Source organism: Pseudonocardia sp. Ae331_Ps2 (genome assembly GCF_001932405.1).
GTDB lineage: Bacteria > Actinomycetota > Actinomycetes > Mycobacteriales > Pseudonocardiaceae > Pseudonocardia.
This window is the reverse complement of the sequence record NZ_MCIM01000001.1, coordinates 1,319,359-1,342,148: the sequence shown is the minus strand read 5'-3', so window position 1 is coordinate 1,342,148 and position 22,790 is coordinate 1,319,359. Positions and strand designations below refer to the sequence as shown.

The 22,790-nt window shown below is 68.4% G+C and carries 25 protein-coding genes; 24 read left to right on the top strand and 1 reads right to left on the bottom strand.

Annotated features, from left to right (window positions below; all coding sequences use genetic code 11):
- The first annotated feature begins 451 nt into the window (after nt 1-451).
- On the top strand, nt 452-3,961 hold the full coding sequence (locus Ae331Ps2_RS06290) for a DNA-directed RNA polymerase subunit beta (RefSeq protein ID WP_075310144.1): 3,510 nt from the start codon (nt 452-454) through the stop codon (nt 3,959-3,961).
- 47 nt (nt 3,962-4,008) lie between these two features.
- Nucleotides 4,009-7,920, top strand: coding sequence for a DNA-directed RNA polymerase subunit beta' (locus Ae331Ps2_RS06285; protein WP_075310146.1), 3,912 nt, complete (start codon nt 4,009-4,011; stop codon nt 7,918-7,920).
- Between the two features lie 160 nt (nt 7,921-8,080).
- Here Ae331Ps2_RS06285 and Ae331Ps2_RS31830 read toward each other — a convergent pair whose 3' ends face one another.
- Complete coding sequence (locus tag Ae331Ps2_RS31830; RefSeq protein ID WP_158071537.1) at nt 8,081-8,812, bottom strand: alpha/beta hydrolase; 732 nt, start codon at nt 8,810-8,812, stop codon at nt 8,081-8,083.
- An 807-nt stretch (nt 8,813-9,619) separates the two neighbouring features.
- On the opposite strand from Ae331Ps2_RS31830, the gene rpsL reads away from it, so the two are divergent.
- The 22 genes from rpsL to rplR all read left to right on the top strand — a co-directional run bounded on the left by rpsL (nt 9,620) and on the right by rplR (nt 22,779).
- Nucleotides 9,620-9,994, top strand: a complete 375-nt coding sequence (gene rpsL / locus Ae331Ps2_RS06275; RefSeq protein WP_020622943.1) for a 30S ribosomal protein S12 — start codon at nt 9,620-9,622, stop codon at nt 9,992-9,994.
- Nucleotides 9,994-10,464, top strand: a complete 471-nt coding sequence (rpsG, locus tag Ae331Ps2_RS06270) for a 30S ribosomal protein S7 (protein ID WP_020622942.1) — start codon at nt 9,994-9,996, stop codon at nt 10,462-10,464. Before rpsL ends, rpsG begins: the two co-directional genes overlap by 1 nt.
- 48 nt (nt 10,465-10,512) lie before the next feature.
- Nucleotides 10,513-12,615, top strand: a complete 2,103-nt coding sequence (fusA, locus tag Ae331Ps2_RS06265; RefSeq protein ID WP_043277197.1) for an elongation factor G — start codon at nt 10,513-10,515, stop codon at nt 12,613-12,615.
- Between the two features lie 145 nt (nt 12,616-12,760).
- Nucleotides 12,761-13,954 (top strand): elongation factor Tu, encoded by a 1,194-nt coding sequence (gene tuf, locus Ae331Ps2_RS06260; RefSeq protein WP_020622940.1) that lies wholly within the window; start codon nt 12,761-12,763, stop codon nt 13,952-13,954.
- 489 nt (nt 13,955-14,443) lie between these two features.
- A complete protein-coding gene (gene rpsJ, locus Ae331Ps2_RS06255) occupies nt 14,444-14,749 on the top strand; it encodes a 30S ribosomal protein S10 (protein WP_003938093.1) in 306 nt (101 codons plus the stop codon).
- A gap of 16 nt (nt 14,750-14,765) precedes the next feature.
- Nucleotides 14,766-15,452: a 50S ribosomal protein L3 gene (gene rplC / locus Ae331Ps2_RS06250; protein WP_051050086.1), complete on the top strand. Its 687-nt coding sequence runs from the start codon at nt 14,766-14,768 to the stop codon at nt 15,450-15,452.
- Nucleotides 15,449-16,123, top strand: a complete 675-nt coding sequence (rplD, locus tag Ae331Ps2_RS06245) for a 50S ribosomal protein L4 (RefSeq protein ID WP_020622938.1) — start codon at nt 15,449-15,451, stop codon at nt 16,121-16,123. The genes rplC and rplD overlap by 4 nt, the downstream gene beginning before the upstream one ends.
- On the top strand, nt 16,120-16,419 hold the full coding sequence (gene rplW / locus Ae331Ps2_RS06240) for a 50S ribosomal protein L23 (RefSeq protein WP_075310150.1): 300 nt from the start codon (nt 16,120-16,122) through the stop codon (nt 16,417-16,419). The genes rplD and rplW overlap by 4 nt, the downstream gene beginning before the upstream one ends.
- 16 nt (nt 16,420-16,435) lie before the next feature.
- Nucleotides 16,436-17,269, top strand: coding sequence for a 50S ribosomal protein L2 (rplB, locus tag Ae331Ps2_RS06235; protein WP_043277193.1), 834 nt, complete (start codon nt 16,436-16,438; stop codon nt 17,267-17,269).
- Nucleotides 17,270-17,284: 15 nt separating this feature from the next.
- Nucleotides 17,285-17,566, top strand: a complete 282-nt coding sequence (gene rpsS, locus Ae331Ps2_RS06230; RefSeq protein ID WP_020622935.1) for a 30S ribosomal protein S19 — start codon at nt 17,285-17,287, stop codon at nt 17,564-17,566.
- A gap of 37 nt (nt 17,567-17,603) precedes the next feature.
- Nucleotides 17,604-18,020: a 50S ribosomal protein L22 gene (rplV, locus tag Ae331Ps2_RS06225; protein WP_043277206.1), complete on the top strand. Its 417-nt coding sequence runs from the start codon at nt 17,604-17,606 to the stop codon at nt 18,018-18,020.
- Nucleotides 18,020-18,865: a 30S ribosomal protein S3 gene (rpsC, locus tag Ae331Ps2_RS06220; protein WP_075310152.1), complete on the top strand. Its 846-nt coding sequence runs from the start codon at nt 18,020-18,022 to the stop codon at nt 18,863-18,865. Before rplV ends, rpsC begins: the two co-directional genes overlap by 1 nt.
- A gap of 3 nt (nt 18,866-18,868) precedes the next feature.
- The gene (gene rplP, locus Ae331Ps2_RS06215; protein WP_020622932.1) at nt 18,869-19,288 is read left to right on the top strand and encodes a 50S ribosomal protein L16; all 420 of its coding nucleotides are present in this window, start codon (nt 18,869-18,871) and stop codon (nt 19,286-19,288) included.
- Nucleotides 19,288-19,533 (top strand): 50S ribosomal protein L29, encoded by a 246-nt coding sequence (gene rpmC / locus Ae331Ps2_RS06210; RefSeq protein WP_020622931.1) that lies wholly within the window; start codon nt 19,288-19,290, stop codon nt 19,531-19,533. The genes rplP and rpmC overlap by 1 nt, the downstream gene beginning before the upstream one ends.
- On the top strand, nt 19,530-19,817 hold the full coding sequence (gene rpsQ, locus Ae331Ps2_RS06205; RefSeq protein WP_020622930.1) for a 30S ribosomal protein S17: 288 nt from the start codon (nt 19,530-19,532) through the stop codon (nt 19,815-19,817). The genes rpmC and rpsQ overlap by 4 nt, the downstream gene beginning before the upstream one ends.
- An 8-nt stretch (nt 19,818-19,825) precedes the next feature.
- The gene (rplN, locus tag Ae331Ps2_RS06200; protein ID WP_010228481.1) at nt 19,826-20,194 is read left to right on the top strand and encodes a 50S ribosomal protein L14; all 369 of its coding nucleotides are present in this window, start codon (nt 19,826-19,828) and stop codon (nt 20,192-20,194) included.
- 13 nt (nt 20,195-20,207) lie between these two features.
- Nucleotides 20,208-20,534: a 50S ribosomal protein L24 gene (gene rplX / locus Ae331Ps2_RS06195; RefSeq protein WP_043277204.1), complete on the top strand. Its 327-nt coding sequence runs from the start codon at nt 20,208-20,210 to the stop codon at nt 20,532-20,534.
- A 1-nt stretch (nt 20,535) separates the two neighbouring features.
- A complete protein-coding gene (rplE, locus tag Ae331Ps2_RS06190) occupies nt 20,536-21,099 on the top strand; it encodes a 50S ribosomal protein L5 (protein ID WP_075310154.1) in 564 nt (187 codons plus the stop codon).
- Nucleotides 21,100-21,103: 4 nt separating this feature from the next.
- On the top strand, nt 21,104-21,289 hold the full coding sequence (locus Ae331Ps2_RS06185; RefSeq protein WP_020622927.1) for a type Z 30S ribosomal protein S14: 186 nt from the start codon (nt 21,104-21,106) through the stop codon (nt 21,287-21,289).
- 121 nt (nt 21,290-21,410) lie between these two features.
- A complete protein-coding gene (gene rpsH, locus Ae331Ps2_RS06180; RefSeq protein WP_075310156.1) occupies nt 21,411-21,809 on the top strand; it encodes a 30S ribosomal protein S8 in 399 nt (132 codons plus the stop codon).
- A 17-nt stretch (nt 21,810-21,826) separates the two neighbouring features.
- Complete coding sequence (rplF, locus tag Ae331Ps2_RS06175; protein ID WP_020622925.1) at nt 21,827-22,366, top strand: 50S ribosomal protein L6; 540 nt, start codon at nt 21,827-21,829, stop codon at nt 22,364-22,366.
- A 44-nt stretch (nt 22,367-22,410) separates the two neighbouring features.
- Nucleotides 22,411-22,779, top strand: coding sequence for a 50S ribosomal protein L18 (gene rplR, locus Ae331Ps2_RS06170; RefSeq protein WP_164514875.1), 369 nt, complete (start codon nt 22,411-22,413; stop codon nt 22,777-22,779).
- Nucleotides 22,780-22,790 lie beyond the last annotated feature (11 nt).

Here is a 22,790-nt window from a genome sequence, read left to right as displayed (position 1 = left end):
ACCGTGTCAACCGTCACGCGGATCGACCTGAACGGTCGTCGGTGGACCGGTCGTCCCGGCAGGATGACCGCTCGTCGACGAAGTGGGACTTGACTCGGTGCGGCGTGCAGGTCACCCTTGGGCAACGGTGGTTGCCTGCATGCTGGAATCGGCGACCTGTCTCGACAGCTGCGCTCGCAGCGTCTATAGTCATTCTTTGCACTGTCTGCGTCCAGGCTCACGCGCTCATGACCGGGGAAGACTTCCGGACCGATCCGTCGGCCGCCGGAGAGGGTTCGGCGGACATGGGTACGGGGGTTCGGTCGTCCGTCAGTGCCCGACAACAGACGGCGTGCGACGTGGCCGGCTACCGGCTCGCGATCCGGGGGGACCCCGATCGGATCGAGGGAGACGGTAGCGCCCGCCACCGGCGCACGCCAGACGAGAAGCGCAGTTCTCGGAAGGACGCATCTTGGCTGTCTCCCGCGCCGCCGCGACCACCTCGACCCTCTCCGCTTCGGCGAACCCGAACTACCCCGGCGCACCCACCCGGGTCACCTTCGCGAAGATCGCCCAGCCGTTGGAGGTCCCCGACCTTCTCGACCTGCAGATCCAGTCCTACGAGTGGCTGGTCGGCAGCGAGGCCTGGTTCCAGCGCCGGATCGAGGCCGGTGACGAGCTTCCGGTGAGCGGTCTGGAGGAGATCCTCACCGAGATCTCGCCGATCGAGGACTTCTCCGGGTCGATGTCGCTGTCCTTCTCCGACCCTCGCTTCGACGAGGTCAAGGCCTCCGTCGAGGAGTGCCGGGACAAGGACATGACCTACGGTGCCCCGCTGTTCGTGACGGCGGAGTTCACCAACAACACCACCGGTGAGATCAAGTCCCAGACGGTCTTCATGGGCGAGTTCCCCGTGATGACCGACAAGGGCACGTTCATCATCAACGGCACCGAGCGCGTCGTCGTGTCGCAGCTCGTCCGTTCGCCGGGTGTCTACTTCGACCACGCGATCGACAAGACGACCGAGAAGGACGTCTACTCGGTCAAGATCATCCCGAGCCGGGGCGCGTGGCTGGAGTTCGACGTCGACAAGCGCGACACCGTCGGTGTCCGCATCGACCGCAAGCGCCGCCAGCCGGTCACCGTGCTGCTGAAGGCCCTGGGCTGGACCGCCGAGCAGATCGGTGAGCGTTTCGGGTTCTCCGAGACGATCATGACGACGCTCGAGAAGGACAACACCGCGGGCCAGGACGAGGCGCTGCTCGACATCTACCGCAAGCTGCGCCCCGGCGAGCCGCCGACGCGCGAGTCGGCCCAGGCGCTCCTGGAGAACCTGTTCTTCAAGGACAAGCGCTACGACATGGCCAAGGTCGGTCGCTACAAGGCCAACAAGAAGCTCGGTCTCGACATCGACAACTCGGTCGGCACGCTGACCGAGGAGGATGTCGCCACCACCATCGAGTACCTCGTCCGGCTGCACGCCGGCGAGACCACGATGACCGTGGGTTCCGGTGACTCCGCGCGGGAGATCCCGGTCGAGACCGACGACATCGACCACTTCGGCAACCGGCGCCTGCGCACCGTCGGCGAGCTGATCCAGAACCAGGTCCGGGTCGGTCTGTCCCGCACCGAGCGGGTCGTCCGCGAGCGGATGACCACCCAGGACGTCGAGGCCATCACGCCGCAGACCCTGATCAACACCCGGCCGATCACGGCCGCGATCCGGGAGTTCTTCGGCACCTCGCAGCTGTCGCAGTTCATGGACCAGCACAACCCGCTGGCCGGACTGACCCACAAGCGTCGTCTGTCGGCGCTCGGCCCGGGCGGTCTGTCCCGTGAGCGCGCCGGCATGGAGGTCCGCGACGTCCACCCGTCGCACTACGGCCGCATGTGCCCGATCGAGACCCCCGAGGGTCCGAACATCGGTCTGATCGGCTCGCTGGCCTCTTTCGCGCGGGTCAACCCGTTCGGCTTCATCGAGACGCCGTACCGCAAGGTCGTCGACGGTGTCGTCACCTCGCAGATCGACTACCTGACCGCCGACGAGGAGGACCGCTTCGTCGTCGCCCAGGCGAACGCCCAGCTCAACGAGGACGGTTCCTTCGCCGACGAGCGCGTGCTGGTCCGCCGCAAGGGCGGCGAGGTCGACCTGATCTCGCCCTCGGGCGTGGAGTACATCGACGTCTCGCCGCGCCAGATGGTGTCGGTCGCGACGGCGATGATCCCGTTCCTCGAGCACGACGACGCGAACCGCGCGCTGATGGGCGCGAACATGCAGCGCCAGTCCGTGCCGCTGCTGCGCTCGGAGTCGCCGCTGGTCGGTACCGGCATGGAGCTGCGTGCCGCCGTCGACGCCGGTGACGTCGTCACCGCCGAGTCCGCCGGTGTCGTCGAGGAGCTGTGCGCCGACTACATCACCGTCATGGACGACGAGGGCCAGCGTCAGACCTACCGTCTGAACAAGTTCCGCCGCTCGAACCAGGGCACCTGCAACAACCAGAAGCCCATCGTCGACGAGGGGCAGCGGGTCGAGGTGGGCCAGGTGCTCGCCGACGGTCCCTGCACCGAGAACGGTGAGATGGCGCTGGGCAAGAACCTGCTCGTGGCGATCATGCCGTGGGAGGGCCACAACTACGAGGACGCGATCATCCTGTCGCAGCGCCTCGTGCAGGACGACGTGCTCACCTCGATCCACATCGAGGAGCACGAGATCGACGCGCGCGACACGAAGCTGGGCGCCGAGGAGATCACCCGGGACATCCCGAACGTCTCCGAGGACGTGCTGGCCGACCTCGACGAGCGCGGCATCATCCGGATCGGCGCCGAGGTCCAGCCCGGCGACATCCTGGTCGGCAAGGTCACGCCCAAGGGCGAGACCGAGCTGACCCCGGAGGAGCGCCTGCTCCGCGCGATCTTCGGTGAGAAGGCGCGCGAGGTCCGCGACACCTCGCTGAAGGTCCCGCACGGCGAGAACGGCAAGGTCATCGGCATCCGGGTCTTCTCCCGCGACGACGACGACGAGCTGGCCCCGGGCGTCAACGAGCTGGTCCGCGTCTACGTGGCCCAGAAGCGCAAGATCTCCGACGGCGACAAGCTCGCCGGCCGGCACGGCAACAAGGGCGTCATCGGCAAGATCCTCCCGCAGGAGGACATGCCGTTCCTCCCGGACGGCACGCCGGTCGACATCATCCTGAACACCCACGGTGTGCCGCGTCGTATGAACATCGGCCAGATCCTGGAGACCCACCTCGGGTGGATCGCCAAGTCCGGCTGGGAGATCGAGGGCAAGCCCGAGTGGGCGGCGCAGATGCCCGAGGAGCTCTACTCGGTGCCCGCCGACACGAACACCGCGACGCCGGTGTTCGACGGTGCGCGCGAGCACGAGATCACGGGTCTGCTCGGCTCGACCCGCCCCAACCGGGACGGCGAGCGGATGGTCGGTCCGGACGGCAAGGCGCAGCTGCTCGACGGCCGCTCCGGTGAGCCGTACCCGTTCCCGGTCGCGGTCGGCTACATGTACATCCTGAAGCTGGCCCACCTGGTGGACGACAAGATCCACGCCCGGTCGACCGGCCCCTACTCGATGATCACCCAGCAGCCGCTGGGCGGTAAGGCGCAGTTCGGTGGCCAGCGCTTCGGCGAGATGGAGTGCTGGGCGATGCAGGCGTACGGCGCGGCCTACACCCTGCAGGAGCTGCTGACGATCAAGTCCGACGACGTCGTGGGCCGCGTGAAGGTCTACGAGGCGATCGTCAAGGGCGAGAACATCCCGGAGCCGGGGATCCCCGAGTCGTTCAAGGTGCTCCTCAAGGAGCTGCAGTCGCTCTGCCTGAACGTCGAGGTGCTCTCCAGCGACGGTGCGGCGATCGAGATGCGGGACGCCGACGACGAAGACCTCGAGCGTGCCGCGGCGAATCTGGGCATCAACCTGTCCAGCCGCCCGGGCTCGGAGTCGATGACCGTCGACGACGTCGTCAACTGACCCCCGTCCGACCAGCCGCCCTTTAAACGAAGAAACAGAGGACATACGTGCTCGACGTCAACTTCTTCGACGAACTGCGCATCGGCCTGGCCACCGCCGAGGGCATCCGCCAGTGGTCGCACGGTGAGGTCAAGAAGCCCGAGACCATCAACTACCGCACCCTGAAGCCGGAGAAGGACGGGCTCTTCTGCGAGAAGATCTTCGGTCCGACCCGGGACTGGGAGTGCTACTGCGGCAAGTACAAGCGCGTCCGGTTCAAGGGCATCATCTGCGAGCGCTGCGGCGTGGAGGTCACGCGCGCCAAGGTGCGTCGTGAGCGGATGGGCCACATCGAGCTGGCCGCCCCGGTCACGCACATCTGGTACTTCAAGGGCGTCCCGAGCCGGCTGGGCTACCTGCTCGACCTGGCTCCCAAGGACCTCGAGAAGATCATCTACTTCGCGGCGTACGTGATCACCTCGGTGAACACCGAGCTGCGGCACAACGACATGTCCACGCTCGAGAACGAGATGAGCGTGGAGCGCCGCCGGGTCGAGCAGACCCGCGACGCCGACCTCGAGGCCCGCGCCCAGAAGCTCGAGCAGGACCTCGCCGAGCTCGAGGCCGAGGGTGCCAAGGGCGACGTCCGCCGCAAGGTCAAGGACGGCGGCGAGCGCGAGATGCGCCAGCTGCGCGACCGCGCTCAGCGCGAGCTGGACCGGCTCGACGAGATCTGGACGACGTTCACCAAGCTCGACGTCCAGCAGCTCATCGCGGACGAGTCCATCTACCGCGAGCTCTACGACCGCTACGGCGACTACTTCACCGGTGCCATGGGTGCCGAGGCGATCCAGAAGCTGCTGGAGAACTTCGACATCCCGGCCGAGGCCGAGAAGCTGCGCGAGATCATCCGGTCCGGCAAGGGCCAGAAGAAGCTGCGTGCGCTCAAGCGCCTCAAGGTCGTCGCGGCGTTCCAGACCACCGGCAACTCGCCGATGGGCATGGTGCTCGACTGCGTCCCGGTCATCCCGCCGGACCTGCGCCCGATGGTGCAGCTCGACGGTGGCCGCTTCGCGACCTCGGACCTGAACGACCTGTACCGCCGGGTCATCAACCGGAACAACCGCCTCAAGCGACTGATCGACCTCGGCGCGCCCGAGATCATCGTCAACAACGAGAAGCGGATGCTCCAGGAGTCCGTCGACGCGCTGTTCGACAACGGCCGTCGCGGCCGGCCGGTGACCGGGCCGGGCAACCGCCCGCTCAAGTCGCTGTCCGACCTGCTCAAGGGCAAGCAGGGCCGGTTCCGCCAGAACCTGCTCGGCAAGCGCGTCGACTACTCGGGCCGTTCGGTCATCGTCGTCGGCCCGCAGCTGAAGCTGCACCAGTGCGGTCTGCCCAAGCAGATGGCGCTGGAGCTGTTCAAGCCGTTCGTGATGAAGCGCCTGGTGGACCTCAACCACGCGCAGAACATCAAGTCGGCCAAGCGGATGGTCGAGCGCGGCCGCTCGCAGGTGTGGGACGTGCTCGAGGAGGTCATCTCCGAGCACCCCGTGCTACTGAACCGTGCGCCCACGCTGCACCGTCTCGGCATCCAGGCCTTCGAGCCGCAGCTGGTGGAGGGCAAGGCCATCCAGCTGCACCCGCTGGTCTGCGAGGCGTTCAACGCGGACTTCGACGGTGACCAGATGGCGGTGCACCTGCCGCTGTCGGCCGAGGCGCAGTCCGAGGCCCGGGTCCTGATGCTCTCGTCGAACAACATCCTGTCCCCGGCGTCGGGTCGCCCGCTGGCGATGCCGCGTCTGGACGTGGTCACGGGTCTGTACCACCTGACCCGTCTCCGCGAGGACGCCCACGGCGCCGGGAACCACTACGGCTCCGCGGCCGAGGCGATCATGGCCTACGACCGCAAGGTCCTCCACCTGCAGGCGCCGATCAAGATCCGGCTCCCGAACGTCACACCGACCCCGGGTGCCGCGGCCGAGACCGTGACCGAGGACGGCGTCTGGACCGCGGAGACCACGCTCGGGCGGGTGCTGTTCAACGAGCTCCTGCCGGCGGACTACCCGTTCGTCAACGAGCCGCTGCCGAAGAAGCGTCAGGCCACGATCGTCAACGAGCTGGCCGAGCGCTACTCGATGACCGAGGTCGCGCAGGTCCTGGACCGGCTGAAGGACGCGGGCTTCTACTGGGCCACGCGCTCCGGCGTCACGATCTCGATCGCGGACGTGCTGGTCCCGCCGGCCAAGGCGGGCATCCTCGAGGAGTACGAGGCGAAGGCCGACCAGATCAACAAGCGCTACCAGCGTGGTGCCCTGTCGCACCAGGAGCGCAACGACGAGATGGTCAAGATCTGGAGCCGGGCGACCGAGGAGGTCGCCAAGGCGATGGAGCAGAACTTCCCCGAGGACAACCCGATCCCGACGATCGTGCAGTCCGGGGCCGCGGGCAACATGACCCAGATCCGCCAGCTGGCGGGTATGAAGGGTCTGGTCGCGAACCCCAAGGGCGAGTTCATCCCGCGTCCGATCAAGGCCTCGTACCGCGAGGGTCTGTCGGTGCTGGAGTACTTCATTTCCACGCACGGCACCCGTAAGGGTCTGGCGGACACCGCGCTGCGGACCGCGGACTCCGGGTACCTGACCCGTCGTCTGGTCGACGTGTCGCAGGACGTCATCGTCCGCGAGGTCGACTGCGGCACCGAGCGCGCCATCCCGATGGCGGTCACCGAGGAGACGAGCGACGGTCGGTTCATCCCGCACCGTTACCTGCGCACCTCGGTGTACGCCCGGACCTCCGGCGAGGAGATCACCGGACCGGACGGCACGGTGCTCGTCCGCAAGGGCGACGACCTCGGCGACACCGTGCTCGACGCGCTCGTGGCGGCCGGTGTCAAGACGGTCCGGGTCCGGTCCGCACTGACCTGCGCCTCGGCCACCGGTATCTGCGCGATGTGCTACGGCCGCTCGATGGCCACCGGCAAGCTGGTGGACGTCGGCGAGGCCGTCGGCATCGTCGCCGCGCAGTCCATCGGTGAGCCCGGCACCCAGCTGACGATGCGTACGTTCAAGCAGGGTGGCGTCGCGGGCGACGACATCACGACCGGTCTGCCGCGTGTCACCGAGCTGTTCGAGGCCCGGGTCCCGCGCGGCAAGGCGCCGATCGCCGACGTCGACGGCCGCATCCGCATCGAGGACGGCGACCGGTTCTGGAAGATCACGCTGATCCCGGACGACGGCGGCGAGGAGATCGTTTACGAGAAGCTGTCCAAGCGGCAGTGGCTCGGGATGACCACCGTCGACGGCACCGAGCGTCCGCTCGCGGACGGCGACCACGTGACGGTCGGCCAGCTGCTCCTCGAGGGCATGGCGGACCCGCACGAGGTGCTGCGTGTCATGGGCCCGCGTGAGGTGCAGCTGCACCTCGTGCGTGAGGTGCAGAAGGTGTACCGCACGCAGAGCGTGGACATCCACGACAAGCACATCGAGGTCATCGTCCGGCAGATGCTGCGCCGGGTCACGATCATCGACTCGGGTGCGACCGAGTTCCTGCCCGGCGCACTGGCCGAGCGGGGCGAGTTCGAGTCCGAGAACCGCCGGGTCGTCGCCGAGGGGCTGGAGCCGGCGTCGGGCCGTCCGGTCCTGATGGGGATCACCAAGGCCTCGCTGGCGACGGAGTCGTGGCTGTCTGCGGCGTCGTTCCAGGAGACCACCCGCATCCTCACCGATGCCGCGATCAACGGAAAGCGCGACAAGCTCGTCGGGCTCAAGGAGAACGTGATCATCGGTAAGCTGATCCCGGCCGGTACCGGCATCAACCGGTACCGCAACATCCAGGTCCAGCCGACCGAGGAGGCCCGCGCGGCCGCCTACGCGCTGCCGAGCTACGACGACGGCTACTACAGCCCGGACGTCTTCGGCACGGGCACCGGTGCCGCGGTGCCGCTGGACGACTACGACTTCGGTCGCGACTACCGCTAGCGCGCAGCGCGCATCAGCGCTGAGGTAGCCGCTCGGTCCGGACCCGCGACGGTGGGTCCGGACCGTGACCGAGGAGGTCCCGGACGGGGCCGGACACCGCTCTCCCGTGGCGGTGACCGGCCCCGTTCGTGCGTCCGGGGGCTGTGCCCCGGTGCGGGCCTCAGCGCAGGCAGTCCGCGCGCAGGGCGGAGCCCAGCGTGCGCAGCGAGGAGTCGGCCTCGGCGAGCAGCCCGGCCAGGGTCGGGAAGGCGTGCCACATGCCGGGTGCGCGCTCGTAGGTGACCGGGGTCCCGGCCGCGCGGGCACGCTCGATGAGGGTGTCGGCGTCGTCGACGAGGATCTCGTCGGCGCCGGCGACGACGTGCAGCGGCGGCAGCCCCGCCAGGTCGGCCTCCAGCGGCAGGAGCTCGGGGGCCCCGGTGTGCGGGCCCGCGTAGTCGGCGACGGCGTCGGGCAGCCACGACGGGTCCAGCATAGAGTCGGAGGCGACATTGCGGGTGAGCGCGTCGGCGGTGCAGGACAGGTCCAGCCACGGCGAGATCAGCCCGATCGAGCCCGGGAGGTCCTCACCGGCGGCGCGGAGCCGCAGCAGCAGCGACATCGTCAGCCCGCCGCCCGCCGAGTCACCGGCCACCGCGATGTGCCGGGCCGGGATCCCCGCGGCGCGCAGGGCGGTCCAGGCGGCGTACGCGTCGTCGAGGGCGGCCGGGAACGGGTGCTCCGGCGCGAGCCGGTAGTGCGGTGCGAGGACGGCGCTCCCGGTGGCGTGCGCGAGCCCCGCGAGCAGCGGCCGGTGCGAGGACGACGACCCCACGAGGTACCCGCCGCCGTGCAGGTAGAGCACTCGGTGCGGGGAGAGCGGCCCGGGCGGTGCGACGACCGCGGTGGGCACCCCGCCGAGCGTCCCGAGGCTCCGGCGGGTGCCGCGGGGGAGCGGGAGGGACGCGCCGACCAGGTCGAGTCCACGCCGCCGGAGGGCGACGGGTAGTGTGGGACCGAGCAAGGGCGCGATGAGTGCTCGCGTGGCGAGGCGGTTGACGGCCGTCGGCAGGTGCATACCGGACCGTAACCGTCCCTCCGTCGCCATCGTCCACAGGGTGATCCACACCGTGATCGACACGGCGGGATCCCGTGGGGACACAGTCATCGCCCACCACCGATCCGACCGCGACGAGCGGCCGTCGATCTGCGACGAGCGGGTGAGTCCGCTTGCCAGAGGCGGCGTCGTACGGCATCGTCGGGTCACCACAGGTCTCCTCCGGAGTGTCATCCCGGGGGATCCGAGGACCATCGAAGCCCCCGATGGACCCGAAGGCAGGTCCGAGGCGAACGCCCGGAACGGACCCGCTTTGACCGCCTTGAAGAGGGCCGGGTACTCTCGTGTTCTGTGCTCGGCTCCGGTCGGGCAGGTCCGCGTGTCCCGTGGTGTGCACCGATCCGATGGTTCCGACCCTCAGGTCTGTGGTTGCGCCCCGGAGCAGGGCACGCCGGACGTCCCGACAGCCTCCGCGGGGCCCTTCCGGCCCCGAGCGTGCCCGGGACGACACGCCCGACCTCGGGGTCCGGCGCGACGGTGGCGGAGTCCGGTGAGAGCCGGCAGCCACGCCGGCGCCCGGAGTCCGGGACACCGAACCACGATCACCAGTGTCACGGCGAGCAAGACAGTCGAGCCACGTCGACGGGAAGAAGTAGACGGTTCATGCCCACGATCCAGCAGCTGGTCCGCAAGGGCCGCGAGGACAAGGTCTCCAAGACCAAGACCGCCGCGCTGAAGGGAAGCCCCCAGCGCCGCGGGGTCTGCACCCGCGTGTACACCACCACGCCCAAGAAGCCGAACTCGGCCCTGCGCAAGGTCGCCCGTGTGCGCCTGTCCAGCGGCATCGAGGTCACCGCGTACATCCCCGGTGAGGGCCACAACCTGCAGGAGCACAGCATCGTGCTCGTGCGTGGTGGTCGTGTGAAGGACCTCCCCGGCGTGCGCTACAAGGTCATCCGGGGGTCGCTGGACACCCAGGGCGTGAAGAACCGCAAGCAGTCCCGCAGCCGCTACGGCGCGAAGAAGGAGAAGAGCTGATGCCCCGCAAGGGCCCCGCCCCGAAGCGTCCGCTGGTCTCGGACCCGGTCTACGGCTCGCCGCTGGTCACCCAGCTGGTGAACAAGGTCCTCAAGGACGGAAAGCGGTCGCTCGCCGAGCGCATCGTCTACGCCGCCCTCGAGGGCACCCGTGACAAGACCGGCACCGACCCGGTCGTCACGCTGAAGCGCGCTCTCGACAACGTGAAGCCGGCCCTCGAGGTCCGCAGCCGCCGCGTCGGTGGCGCGACCTACCAGGTCCCCGTCGAGGTCCGTGCCGTCCGGCAGACCACCCTGGGGCTGCGTTGGCTGGTCACCTACTCCGGTCAGCGCCGCGAGAAGACCATGGTCGAGCGCCTCATGAACGAGCTGCTCGACGCCAGCAACGGCCTCGGCGCCAGCGTCAAGCGGCGCGAGGACATGCACAAGATGGCGGAGTCGAACCGCGCCTTCGCCCACTACCGCTGGTGACCGGCCGACCGTCGGGCGCCATCTCGCGATCGAGGGAGAGCTGAGCTAGTGGCAGCACAGGACGTGCTGACGGACCTGACCAAGGTCCGCAACATCGGCATCATGGCCCACATCGACGCCGGTAAGACGACCACCACCGAGCGGATCCTGTTCTACACCGGGATCAACTACAAGATCGGTGAGGTCCACGACGGCGGCGCCACGATGGACTGGATGGAGGAGGAGCAGAAGCGCGGCATCACGATCACGTCCGCCGCGACGACCTGCTTCTGGAAGAACCACCAGATCAACATCATCGACACCCCCGGGCACGTCGACTTCACCGTCGAGGTGGAGCGGTCGCTGCGGGTGCTCGACGGTGCGGTCGCGGTCTTCGACGGCAAGGAGGGGGTCGAGCCGCAGTCCGAGCAGGTCTGGCGGCAGGCCACCAAGTACGACGTCCCCCGCATCTGCTTCGTCAACAAGATGGACAAGCTGGGCGCGGACTTCTACTTCACCATCCAGACCATCAAGGACCGGCTGAACGCGACGCCGCTCCCGCTGCAGATCCCGATCGGCTCCGAGAACGACTTCATCGGTGTCGTCGACCTGGTCGAGATGCGTGCCCTCACCTGGCGCGGCGAGGTCGCCAAGGGTGAGGACTACACCGTCGAGGAGATCCCGGCGGAGCTCCAGGCCAAGGCCGAGGAGTACCGCACCCAGCTCATCGAGGCGGTCGCCGAGACCGACGACGAGCTCATGGAGCTCTACCTCGGTGGTGAGGACCTGACCGTCGAGCAGATCAAGAACGGCGTGCGCCGGCTGGTCAACGACCGCGCCGCGTACCCGGTCCTCTGCGGCTCGGCGTTCAAGAACAAGGGTGTCCAGCCGATGCTGGACGCGGTGATCGACTACCTGCCGTCGCCGTACGACGTGCCGCCGGTCGAGGGTTTCCTCACCGACGGTGAGACGCCGGCGAGCCGCAAGCCGTCGAAGGACGAGCCGTTCTCGGCGCTGGCCTTCAAGATCGCCGCGCACCCGTTCTTCGGCAAGCTCACCTACATCCGGGTCTACTCGGGTCAGGTCGCCGCCGGCGCCCAGGTCATCAACTCGACCAAGGACCGGAAGGAGCGCATCGGGAAGCTCTTCCAGATGCACTCCAACAAGGAGAACCCGGTCGACGAGGCCGTGGCCGGCCACATCTACGCGGTCATCGGTCTGAAGGACACGACCACCGGCGACACGCTCTGCGACCCGCAGAACCCGATCGTCCTCGAGTCGATGACCTTCCCGGACCCGGTCATCCAGGTCGCCGTCGAGCCCAAGTCGAAGGCGGACCAGGAGAAGCTCTCCCTGGCGATCCAGAAGCTGGCCGAGGAGGACCCGACGTTCCAGGTCTCCCTGGACGACGAGACCGGTCAGACCATCATCGCCGGCATGGGCGAGCTGCACCTCGAGGTGCTGGTCAACCGGATGAAGTCCGACTACAAGGTCGAGGCCAACATCGGCAAGCCGCAGGTGGCCTACCGGGAGACCATCAAGAAGGCCGTCGAGAAGTTCGAGTACACGCACAAGAAGCAGACCGGTGGTTCGGGCCAGTTCGCCCGCGTCATCATCAAGCTCGAGCCGCTCACCAGCGGCGACGGTGCGCTGTACGAGTTCGAGAACAAGGTCACCGGTGGCCGTGTCCCGCGGGAGTACATCCCGTCGGTCGACGCCGGTGCCCAGGACGCCATGCAGTACGGCATCCAGGCCGGCTACCCCGTGGTCGGTGTGAAGCTCACGCTGCTGGACGGTCAGTACCACGAGGTCGACTCCTCGGAGATGGCCTTCAAGGTCGCCGGTTCCATGGCGTTCAAGGAGGCGGCCCGCAAGGCGAGCCCCGCCATCCTCGAGCCGATGATGGCCGTCGAGGTGATGACGCCCGAGGACTACATGGGCGACGTCATCGGTGACCTGAACTCCCGCCGCGGCCAGATCCAGGCCATGGAGGAGCGGGCCGGTGCCCGTGTCGTCAAGGCGACCGTGCCGCTGTCCGAGATGTTCGGCTACGTCGGCGACCTGCGGTCGCGGACCCAGGGCCGGGCGAACTACACGATGGTCTTCGACTCCTACGCCGAGGTTCCGGCGAACGTGGCGAAGGAGATCATCGCGAAGGCCACGGGCGAGTAAGAGCTCCCCGGGGCGGGCCCCAGTGCCCGACCTGCTCGGAGGGTGCGGTCCGCGGATCGGTAAGGTCCGCGGCCCGCACACCCGACACCGACAGACCTGCCGTCAGCACGGCGGAGTACAGACACGAGTCCAGGAGGACCCAGCAGTGGCGAAGGCGAAGTTCGAGCGGACCAAGCCGCACGTCAACATCGGCACCATCGGTCACATCGACCACGGCAAGACCACGCTGACGGCGGCCATCACCAAGGTTCTGCACGACAAGTTCCCGACCCTCAACGAGGCGTCGGCGTTCGACATGATCGACAAGGCGCCCGAAGAGCGCCAGCGCGGTATCACGATCTCGATCGCGCACGTCGAGTACCAGACCGAGAAGCGGCACTACGCGCACGTCGACTGCCCCGGGCACGCCGACTACGTGAAGAACATGATCACCGGTGCCGCCCAGATGGACGGCGCGATCCTGGTGGTCGCCGCGACCGACGGCCCGATGCCCCAGACCCGTGAGCACGTGCTGCTCGCGCGTCAGGTCGGCGTGCCGTACATCGTCGTCGCCCTGAACAAGGCGGACATGGTCGACGACGAGGAGATCATGGAGCTCGTCGAGATGGAGGTCCGCGAGCTGCTGTCGGCTCAGGACTACCCGGGCGACGACCTCCCGATCGTGCGCGTCTCGGCGCTGAAGGCGCTCGAGGGCGACGACAAGTGGGCCGAGGCCATCGTCGAGCTCATGGACGCGGTCGACGAGGCCATCCCGGAGCCCGAGCGCGACGTCGAGAAGCCGTTCCTCATGCCCGTCGAGGACGTCTTCACGATCACCGGTCGCGGCACGGTCGTCACCGGCCGTATCGAGCGCGGCATCGTCAAGGTCAACGAGACCGTCGACATCGTCGGGATCCGGCCGAACAAGACCTCGACCACCGTCACCGGTGTCGAGATGTTCCGCAAGATCCTCGACGAGGGTCGCGCCGGCGAGAACGTCGGTCTGCTCCTGCGCGGTATCAAGCGTGAGGACGTGGAGCGCGGCCAGGTCGTCGTGAAGCCGGGTTCGATCACCCCGCACACCGAGTTCGAGGGCCAGGTGTACATCCTGGGCAAGGACGAGGGCGGCCGTCACACCCCGTTCTTCAACAACTACCGTCCGCAGTTCTACTTCCGGACGACCGACGTGACCGGTGTCGTGACCCTCCCGCAGGGCACCGAGATGGTCATGCCGGGTGACAACACCACCATGAGCGTTCAGCTGATCCAGCCGATCGCCATGGAGGAGGGCCTGCAGTTCGCCATCCGTGAGGGTGGCCGCACCGTGGGCGCCGGCCAGGTCACCAAGATCAACGCGTGACGTGACGGGGTCGTCCCAGCAGGGGCGGCCCCGTTACCCACCCCCCGGTCGAGGGTGCCGCACAGCGGTGTGTCATCCTTGACGGGTTGCACGATGAGCATGGCGCGTGGGAGCGCCGCCCCTGTTCCCGGTTCCCGGTAGTTCAGAGGTCGCGAACCACGCGCCATGTTCGTTGTCAGCCCCGGTACCACGGTCCGCCGTGAGGCCGGGGAGATTCCGAGCGACATGCCCGCCCCAGATGGGGGTGGGACGCGGTGACCCGGGCAGAACCATGCGGGTAGGGCGCGACACGCCCGACCTCGTGGACCGGAGAGCCCCGGCAGGACGAGTGCTCCAGGGAACTGGACGCGCGACTCCGGGCCGACAGAGACCTGAACAGAGCACGGGCCGCAGCCGGCCCGCCGGACATCCGGTGGCAGCACGGCGCGAGTTCTTACGGGGCCGAACCGCGACACCCCCGCGGCAGGAAGAAGAGGACGACCGACGACCATGGCGGGACAGAAGATCCGCATCAGGCTCAAGGCCTATGACCACGAGGCAATCGACGCGTCTGCTCGCAAGATCGTGGAGACCGTGACGCGTACCGGTGCCCGGGTCGTCGGCCCCGTGCCGCTGCCTACCGAGAAGAACGTGTACTGCGTCATCCGCTCGCCGCACAAGTACAAGGACTCGCGCGAGCACTTCGAGATGCGCACGCACAAGCGACTCATCGACATCCTCGACCCGACGCCCAAGACGGTCGACGCGCTCATGCGCATCGACCTGCCGGCGAGCGTCGACGTCAACATTCAGTGACGGCGGGGTGGAGACGATGACTGCTGCATTCAAGAAGACGACTGCCACCAAGCAGACGAAGAAGGTCACCGGCCTCCTGGGCACCAAGCTCGGGATGACCCAGTTGTTCGACGAGAACAACCGCATCGTGCCGGTCACCGTGGTCCAGCTCGGACCGAACGTCGTGACGCAGGTGCGCTCGCAGGAGACCGACGGCTACACCGCCGTCCAGCTGGCCTACGGGGCCATCGACCCGCGCAAGGTGAACAAGCCGGAGTCCGGCCACTTCGCCAAGGCCGGCGTCACCCCCCGTCGCCACGTCCTGGAGCTCCGCACCTCCGACGCCGCCGAGTACACCACCGGCCAGGAGGTCACCGTCGAGGCGTTCGCCGAGGTGGCCGAGGTCGACGTGGTGGGCGTGACCAAGGGCAAGGGCTTCGCCGGTGTCATGAAGCGCCACGGGTTCAAGGGCCTGGGCGCCTCGCACGGCACGCAGCGCAAGCACCGTTCGCCGGGCTCCATCGGCGGCTGCGCCACCCCGGGCCGCGTGTTCAAGGGTGTGCGGATGGCCGGCCGGATGGGTTCCGACCGCCAGACCACGCAGAACCTGAAGGTCCACCGGGTGGACGCCGAGCGCGGGCTGCTGCTCGTCAAGGGCGCCGTCCCCGGTCCGCGCGGTGGCCTCGTCGTGGTGAAGACCCCCGCGAAGGGTGATGGCAAGTGAGCACCGTGCAGATCAAGACCCCCGAGGGTTCCGCCTCCGGCAGCGTCGAGCTCCCGGACCACGTCTTCGACGTGACGGCGAACATCGCCCTCATGCACCAGGTGGTGACCGCGCAGCTCAACGCCGCGCGTCAGGGCACGCACGACGTGAAGGGCCGCGGCGAGGTCCGCGGCGGTGGCAAGAAGCCGTACCGGCAGAAGGGCACCGGTCGCGCCCGTCAGGGCTCGATCCGCGCGCCGCAGTTCGCCGGTGGTGGCATCGTCCACGGCCCGACCCCGCGCGACTACTCGCAGCGGACCCCGAAGAAGATGAAGGCCGCCGCCCTGCGTGGCGCCCTCTCCGACCGGGCCCGCGCCGGAGCCGTGCACGTCGTGTCCGCCTTCGCCGAGGGTGACGCGCCGTCGACCAAGTCCGCCCGCAAGGTGATCGAGGCCGTCGTGCCCGACGCCCGCCGGGTGCTCGCGGTCGTCGAGCGTTCCGCCGAGAACGCCCTGCTGAGCCTGCGCAACCTGCCGCAGGTCCACCTGATCGCGCCCGACCAGCTGAACACCCACGACGTGCTCGTCAACGACGTCGTGCTGTTCACGCAGGCGGCGCTGGACGAGTTCCTGGCCGGCCCGATCGCGAAGCCGAAGGCTGCCGGCCGCCGCGCTGAGGAGGCCGACAAGTGATCACGGACCCGCGGGACGTGCTGCTCGCGCCGGTCGTCTCGGAGAAGAGCTACGGGCTGCTCGACGAGCGCCAGTACACCTTCGTCGTGGCACCGGACGCGAACAAGACCCAGATCAAGATCGCCGTGGAGAAGGTGTTCGGGGTCAAGGTGACCAGCGTGAACACGCTGAACCGCGCGGGCAAGCGCAAGCGCTCCCGCACCGGCTACGGCAAGCGCAAGGACACCAAGCGCGCGATCGTCACGCTCTCCGAGGAGAGCAAGGCGATCGACGTCTTCGGTGGCCCGGCGAGCTGAGGGAGCGAGCTGACCCATGGCCATTCGTAAGTACAAGCCGACCACCCCGGGCCGTCGTGGCTCGAGCGTGTCGGACTTCGCCGAGATCACCCGCGACACCCCCGAGAAGTCGCTGCTGCGTCCGCTGCACAACAAGGGCGGCCGCAACGCGCACGGGCGGATCACCACCCGTCACCAGGGTGGCGGGCACAAGCGCGCCTACCGTCTGATCGACTTCCGTCGTCACGACAAGGACGGCGTGCCGGCGAAGGTCGCGCACATCGAGTACGACCCGAACCGCACCTCGCGGATCGCACTGCTGCACTACGCCGACGGCGAGAAGCGCTACATCATCGCGCCGGCGAAGCTCAAGCAGGGCGACAAGATCGAGAACGGTCCCCGGGCCGACATCAAGGTGGGTAACAACCTGCCGCTGCGCAACATCCCGACGGGCACCGTGGTGCACGCGATCGAGCTCCGCCCCGGTGGCGGCGCGAAGATCGCGCGCTCGGCCGGTGTCGGCGTCCAGCTGGTCGCCAAGGACGGGCCCTACGCGCAGCTGCGGATGCCCTCCGGCGAGATCCGCTACGTCGACGTGCGCTGCCGCGCCACCGTCGGCGAGGTGGGCAACTCGGAGCACGCCAACATCAACTGGGGCAAGGCCGGCCGTATGCGGTGGAAGGGCAAGCGCCCGACCGTCCGTGGTGTCGTCATGAACCCGGTGGACCACCCGCACGGTGGTGGTGAGGGCAAGACCTCCGGTGGCCGCCACCCGGTGAACCCCGCGGGCACGCCCGAGGGCCGTACCCGCAAGAACAAGCCGTCCGACAAGTTGATCGTCCGCCGGCGCCGTACCGGCAAGAAGCGCTGAGCAGGGAGGTAAGACATGCCGCGCAGCCTGAAGAAGGGCCCCTTCGTGGACGACCACCTGCTCAAGAAGGTGGACGCCCTCAACGAGTCCGGCAAGAAGACCGTGATCCGCACGTGGTCCCGTCGGTCCACGATCATCCCGGACATGATCGGTCACACCATCGCGGTGCACGACGGCCGCAAGCACGTCCCGGTCTTCGTCTCCGACTCGATGGTCGGGCACAAGCTGGGCGAGTTCGCCCCGACCCGCACGTTCCGGGGGCACATCAAGGACGACCGCAAGGCGCGTCGGCGCTAGAAGCCGGCCCGAGTAGCGACAAGGAGAGGTGGAGAAGATGGCAGACACTGCCGAGACCACCGGCGCTGCGCTCGAGCCGACTCGTGCGCGCGCCGTGGCACGGTTCGTCCGTAGCTCGCCGATGAAGACCCGCCGCGTCGTGGACCTGGTCCGCGGCCTGCCGGTCGACGAGGCGCTGGCGATCCTGCGGTTCTCGCCGCAGGCCGCGGCGGAGCCCGTCGCGAAGGTCGTGGCGAGCGCCGCGGCCAACGCCGAGAACAACCTGGACCTGGACCCGGAGACCCTCGTGGTCGCCGTGGCGATGGTCGACGAGGGCCCGACGCTGAAGCGGATCCGGCCGCGCGCCCAGGGGCGTGCGTACCGCATCCGCAAGCGGACGAGCCACATCACCATCGAGGTCGAGTCGGTTCCGCAGAAGGCCGGCCGTCGTGGTGCGAAGGGGAGGGCCCGCTGATGGGGCAGAAGATCAACCCGCACGGCTTCCGCCTGGGCATCACCACGGACTGGAAGTCGCGCTGGTACGCCGACAAGCAGTACTCCGAGTACGTCAAGGAGGACGTCGAGATCCGCCGCATGCTCTCCAAGGGCATGGAGCGGGCCGGCATCTCCAAGGTCGAGATCGAGCGGACCCGGGACCGCGTGCGGGTGGACATCCACACCGCGCGTCCGGGCATCGTGATCGGCCGCCGCGGCGCGGAGGCCGACCGGATCCGGGGCAACCTCGAGAAGCTGACCAAGAAGCAGGTCCAGCTGAACATCCTCGAGGTCAAGAACTCCGAGTCCGACGCGCAGCTCGTCGCCCAGGGCGTCGCCGAGCAGCTGTCGAACCGGGTCGCCTTCCGGCGTGCGATGCGCAAGGCCATCCAGTCGGCCATGCGCAGCCCGCAGGTCAAGGGCATCCGGGTCCAGTGCTCGGGCCGCCTCGGCGGTGCCGAGATGTCGCGGTCGGAGTTCTACCGCGAGGGTCGGGTCCCGCTGCACACGCTGCGTGCCGACATCGACTACGGCCTGTTCGAGGCCCGGACCTCCTTCGGCCGCATCGGCGTGAAGGTCTGGATCTACAAGGGCGACGTCGTCGGCGGCCGCCGCGAGGGCGTTCCGGCCGCTGCCGAGGCCCCGGGCCGCGGTCCGCGCCGCGAGCGTCCGGCCCGGCGCCGTTCCGGTGCCTCGGGCACCACTGCGACCAGCACCGAGGCCGGGCGTGCCGCGCAGAGCGCGGGCCAGGCCGGCGGCGCCGCGGCGGCGACCGCCGAGGCCCCGGCCTCCGGTGAGAACCAGAGCAACGGTGGGGAGAGCTGACCGATGCTGATCCCACGCAAGGTCAAGCACCGCAAGCAGCACCGTCCCAAGCGCAAGGGCATGGCCAGCGGTGGTACCGCGGTCACCTTCGGCGACTGGGGCATCCAGGCGCTGGAGCCGGCCTACGTGTCGAACCGACAGATCGAGTCGGCGCGTATCGCGATCAACCGGCACATCCGTCGTGGCGGGAAGATCTGGATCAACGTCTTCCCGGACATCCCGATGACCAAGAAGCCGGCCGAGGTCCGCATGGGTTCCGGTAAGGGTTCGCCCGAGAAGTGGGTCACGAACGTCAAGCCGGGCCGGGTGCTCTTCGAGATGAGCTTCCCGAACCGCGAGGTGGCGCACGAGGCTCTGACCCGTGCGATCCACAAGCTGCCCATGAAGTGCCGGATCGTGTCCCGTGAGGGTGGTGACATCTGATGGCGAGCAGTGGCAACACCAAGGCCGCCGAGCTGCGCGAGCTCTCCGACGAGGAGCTGGTCGTGCGTGTCCGGGAGGCCAAGGAGGAGCTGTTCAACCTCCGCTTCCAGATGGCCACCGGGCAGCTGGACAACAACCGGCGGCTGCGGGCCGTCCGTCACGACATCGCGCGGTGCTACACCGTCATGCGCGAGCGTGAGCTCGGCCTTTCCGCCGCACCGACCGAGAGTGAGGGCGCGGCGTGAGCAGCGATAACTCGGCTGAGACGAAGAACGAGGAGCGCGGGGAGCGCAAGGTCCGCGAGGGCCTGGTCGTGTCCGACAAGATGGAGAAGACGATCGTCGTCTCCCTCGAGGACCGGGTGAAGCACCCCCTGTACGGCAAGGTCATCCGCCGGACCAGCAAGGTCAAGGCGCACGACGAGGGGAACACCGCCGGTATCGGCGACCGTGTCCGCCTCATGGAGACCCGCCCGCTGTCGGCGACCAAGCGCTGGCGGCTGGTGGAGATCCTCGAGAAGGCCAAGTAGGAGTCGAAGTGATCCAGCAGGAGTCGCGGCTGCGCGTCGCCGACAACACCGGTGCCAAGGAGATCCTGTGCATCCGGGTGCTGGGCGGCTCCGCGCGGCGCTACGCCGGGATCGGCGACGTCATCGTCGCCACGGTCAAGGAGGCCATCCCCGGCGCCGGCGTGAAGCGTGGTGACGTCGTCAAGGCGGTCATCGTGCGCACCAAGAAGGAGAAGCGCCGTCCCGACGGCAGCTACATCCGTTTCGACGAGAACGCCGCCGTCCTGATCAAGGCGGACAACGGACCTCGGGGGACCCGTATCTTCGGCCCGGTCGGGCGCGAGCTGCGCGACCGCAAGTTCATGAGGATCATCTCCCTGGCCCCGGAGGTGCTCTGACATGAAGGCGAAGATGAAGGTCAAGAAGGGCGACACCGTTCTGGTGATCGCCGGCAAGGACAAGGGTGCACGGGGCAAGGTCATCGCGGCCTACCCGGAGCGCCAGCGCGTGCTGGTCGAGGGCGTGAACCGGATCAAGAAGCACACCCGGATCAGCCAGAACCAGCGCGGGGCCGAGAGCGGCGGGATCGTCACCCAGGAGGCCGCCATCCACGTCTCGAACGTGATGGTGTGCGACTCCGACGGCAAGCCGACCCGCATCGGCAAGAAGACCGTCGAGGGCGAGGACGGCACCACCCGCCGCGTCCGGATCTCCAGGCGCAACGGGAAGGAGATCTGAGATGACCACGGCTGAGAAGACCCTGCCGAGGCTCAAGCAGCGTTACCGCGACGAGATCCTCGACAAGCTCCGCGAGGAGTTCGGCTACACCAACGTCATGCAGATCCCCGGCCTGACCAAGGTCGTGGTGAACATGGGTGTCGGTGACGCCGCCCGCGACTCGAAGCTGATCGACGGTGCGCTGCGCGACCTGGCCACCATCACCGGCCAGAAGCCCCAGCTGCGTCGCGCCACCAAGTCCATCGCGCAGTTCAAGCTGCGTGAGGGCATGCCGATCGGTGCGAAGGTGACCCTTCGCAACGACCGGATGTGGGAGTTCCTCGACCGGCTGCTGACCATCGCGCTGCCCCGTATCCGCGACTTCCGCGGCCTCGAGAGCAACCAGTTCGACGGGCGTGGCAACTACACGTTCGGCCTGAACGAGCAGTCGATGTTCCACGAGATCCACCCGGACTCCATCGACCGGCCGCGGGGCATGGACATCACGGTCGTGACCACCGCGACCACGAACGCCGAGGGCCGGGCGCTGCTGCGCCACCTGGGCTTCCCGTTCAAGGAGAGCTGAGCGAATGGCGAAGAAGGCGCTCATCAACAAGGCGAACGCGAAGCCGAAGTTCGCCGTGCGGGGTTACACCCGTTGCAACAAGTGCGGTCGGCCGCGTGCCGTGTTCCGCAAGTTCGGCCTCTGCCGCGTGTGCCTGCGAGACATGGCGCACGCCGGCGAGCTGCCGGGTGTGAGCAAGTCCAGCTGGTGATCCGACCGCCCCGCGTCCGCGGGGCAGCGGATCCGATCGCCGCAGGCCCGCATCGGCGCGGTGCCCCGCACAGGGGCACCGCGCCGGTACGAGGAACCACGGCGGGAAAGAGACATACACCATGACGATGACCGATCCGATCGCAGACATGTTGACCCGTCTGCGGAACGCGAACTCGGCCTACCACGACCGCGTCGTGATGCCCCACTCGAAGCTGAAGGTCGCCATTGCGGAGATCCTTCAGAAGGAGGGCTACATCACGGCACACCACACCGAGGACGCCGAGGTCGGCAAGTCCCTGGTCGTCGAGCTGAAGTACGGCCGCAACCGTGAGCGCAGCATCGCCGGTCTGCGCCGGGTCTCCAAGCCCGGTCTGCGTGTGTACGCGAAGTCGACGAATCTGCCGCGGGTCCTGGGTGGCCTCGGCATCGCGATCATCTCGACCTCTCGGGGTCTGATGACCGACCAGCAGGCCTACCGGAGCGGCGTGGGCGGGGAAGTCCTCGCCTACGTCTGGTGAGAGAGGGGTAACGAACGATGTCGCGCATCGGAAAGCTGCCCATCACCGTCCCGTCGGGCGTGGAGATCACCATCGACGGCCGCACGGTCACCGCGAAGGGCCCCAAGGGCACCCTCTCGCACACCGCTGTCGAGCCGATCACGATCGAGCGTGACGACGACGGCACGGTGCTGGTGAAGCGCCCGAACGAGGAGCGTGAGGTGCGGGCCTACCACGGCCTGACCCGCTCCCTCGTCAACAACATCGTGGTCGGCGTCAGCGCCGGCTACGAGAAGAAGCTGGAGATCCACGGCGTGGGTTACCGCGTGCAGCTGAAGGGCAAGAACCTCGAGTTCGCCCTGGGCTACTCGCACCCGGTCGTCATCGAGCCGGCGGAGGGCATCACCTTCGCGGTCGAGTCGCCGACCCGGTTCTCGGTCTCCGGCATCGACAAGCAGCTGGTCGGCGAGACCGCTGCCAACATCCGGAAGCTGCGCCGCCCCGACCCGTACAAGGGCAAGGGTGTGCGGTACGCCGGCGAGCAGGTCCGCCGCAAGGTCGGAAAGACGGGTAAGTGATGGCCGAGACGAACGAGACGGTGTCGGGTGCCGCCCGCCGCCGGATGGCGTCCCAGGTGGCGCGCAAGCGCCGCGACTCGCGCATCCGCCGGCACGCCCGGCTCCGGAAGAAGATCTCCGGGACGCCGGTGCGTCCGCGGCTGGCGGTCAACCGCTCCTCGCGGCACATCACCGTCCAGCTGATCGACGACCTGGCGGGCCACACGCTGGCCTTCGCGTCCTCGCTGGACGCCGAGGTGCGTGGCGTCGAGGGCGACAAGAAGGCCAAGGCTGCCAAGGTCGGCGAGCTCATCGCCGCTCGGGCCAAGGAAGCGGGCATCTCCGCGGTCGTGTTCGACCGCGGCGGGCTGGCCTACCACGGCCGGATCGCGGCCCTGGCCGACGCCGCCCGCGAGGGAGGCCTGGAGTTCTGATGAACGACCAG

Coding starts and splice junctions, on each gene's coding strand:
- rpsL (WP_020622943.1), top strand. CDS start 9,620: ATGCCCACGATCCAGCAGCTGGTCCGCAAGGGCCGCGAGGACAAGGTC.
- rpsG (WP_020622942.1), top strand. CDS start 9,994: ATGCCCCGCAAGGGCCCCGCCCCGAAGCGTCCGCTGGTCTCGGACCCG.
- rpsJ (WP_003938093.1), top strand. CDS start 14,444: ATGGCGGGACAGAAGATCCGCATCAGGCTCAAGGCCTATGACCACGAG.
- rplC (WP_051050086.1), top strand. CDS start 14,766: ATGACTGCTGCATTCAAGAAGACGACTGCCACCAAGCAGACGAAGAAG.
- rplB (WP_043277193.1), top strand. CDS start 16,436: ATGGCCATTCGTAAGTACAAGCCGACCACCCCGGGCCGTCGTGGCTCG.
- rpsS (WP_020622935.1), top strand. CDS start 17,285: ATGCCGCGCAGCCTGAAGAAGGGCCCCTTCGTGGACGACCACCTGCTC.
- rplV (WP_043277206.1), top strand. CDS start 17,604: ATGGCAGACACTGCCGAGACCACCGGCGCTGCGCTCGAGCCGACTCGT.
- rpsC (WP_075310152.1), top strand. CDS start 18,020: ATGGGGCAGAAGATCAACCCGCACGGCTTCCGCCTGGGCATCACCACG.
- rplP (WP_020622932.1), top strand. CDS start 18,869: ATGCTGATCCCACGCAAGGTCAAGCACCGCAAGCAGCACCGTCCCAAG.
- rpmC (WP_020622931.1), top strand. CDS start 19,288: ATGGCGAGCAGTGGCAACACCAAGGCCGCCGAGCTGCGCGAGCTCTCC.
- rplX (WP_043277204.1), top strand. CDS start 20,208: ATGAAGGTCAAGAAGGGCGACACCGTTCTGGTGATCGCCGGCAAGGAC.
- rplE (WP_075310154.1), top strand. CDS start 20,536: ATGACCACGGCTGAGAAGACCCTGCCGAGGCTCAAGCAGCGTTACCGC.
- Ae331Ps2_RS06185 (WP_020622927.1), top strand. CDS start 21,104: ATGGCGAAGAAGGCGCTCATCAACAAGGCGAACGCGAAGCCGAAGTTC.
- rpsH (WP_075310156.1), top strand. CDS start 21,411: ATGACGATGACCGATCCGATCGCAGACATGTTGACCCGTCTGCGGAAC.
- rplF (WP_020622925.1), top strand. CDS start 21,827: ATGTCGCGCATCGGAAAGCTGCCCATCACCGTCCCGTCGGGCGTGGAG.
- rplR (WP_164514875.1), top strand. CDS start 22,411: ATGGCGTCCCAGGTGGCGCGCAAGCGCCGCGACTCGCGCATCCGCCGG.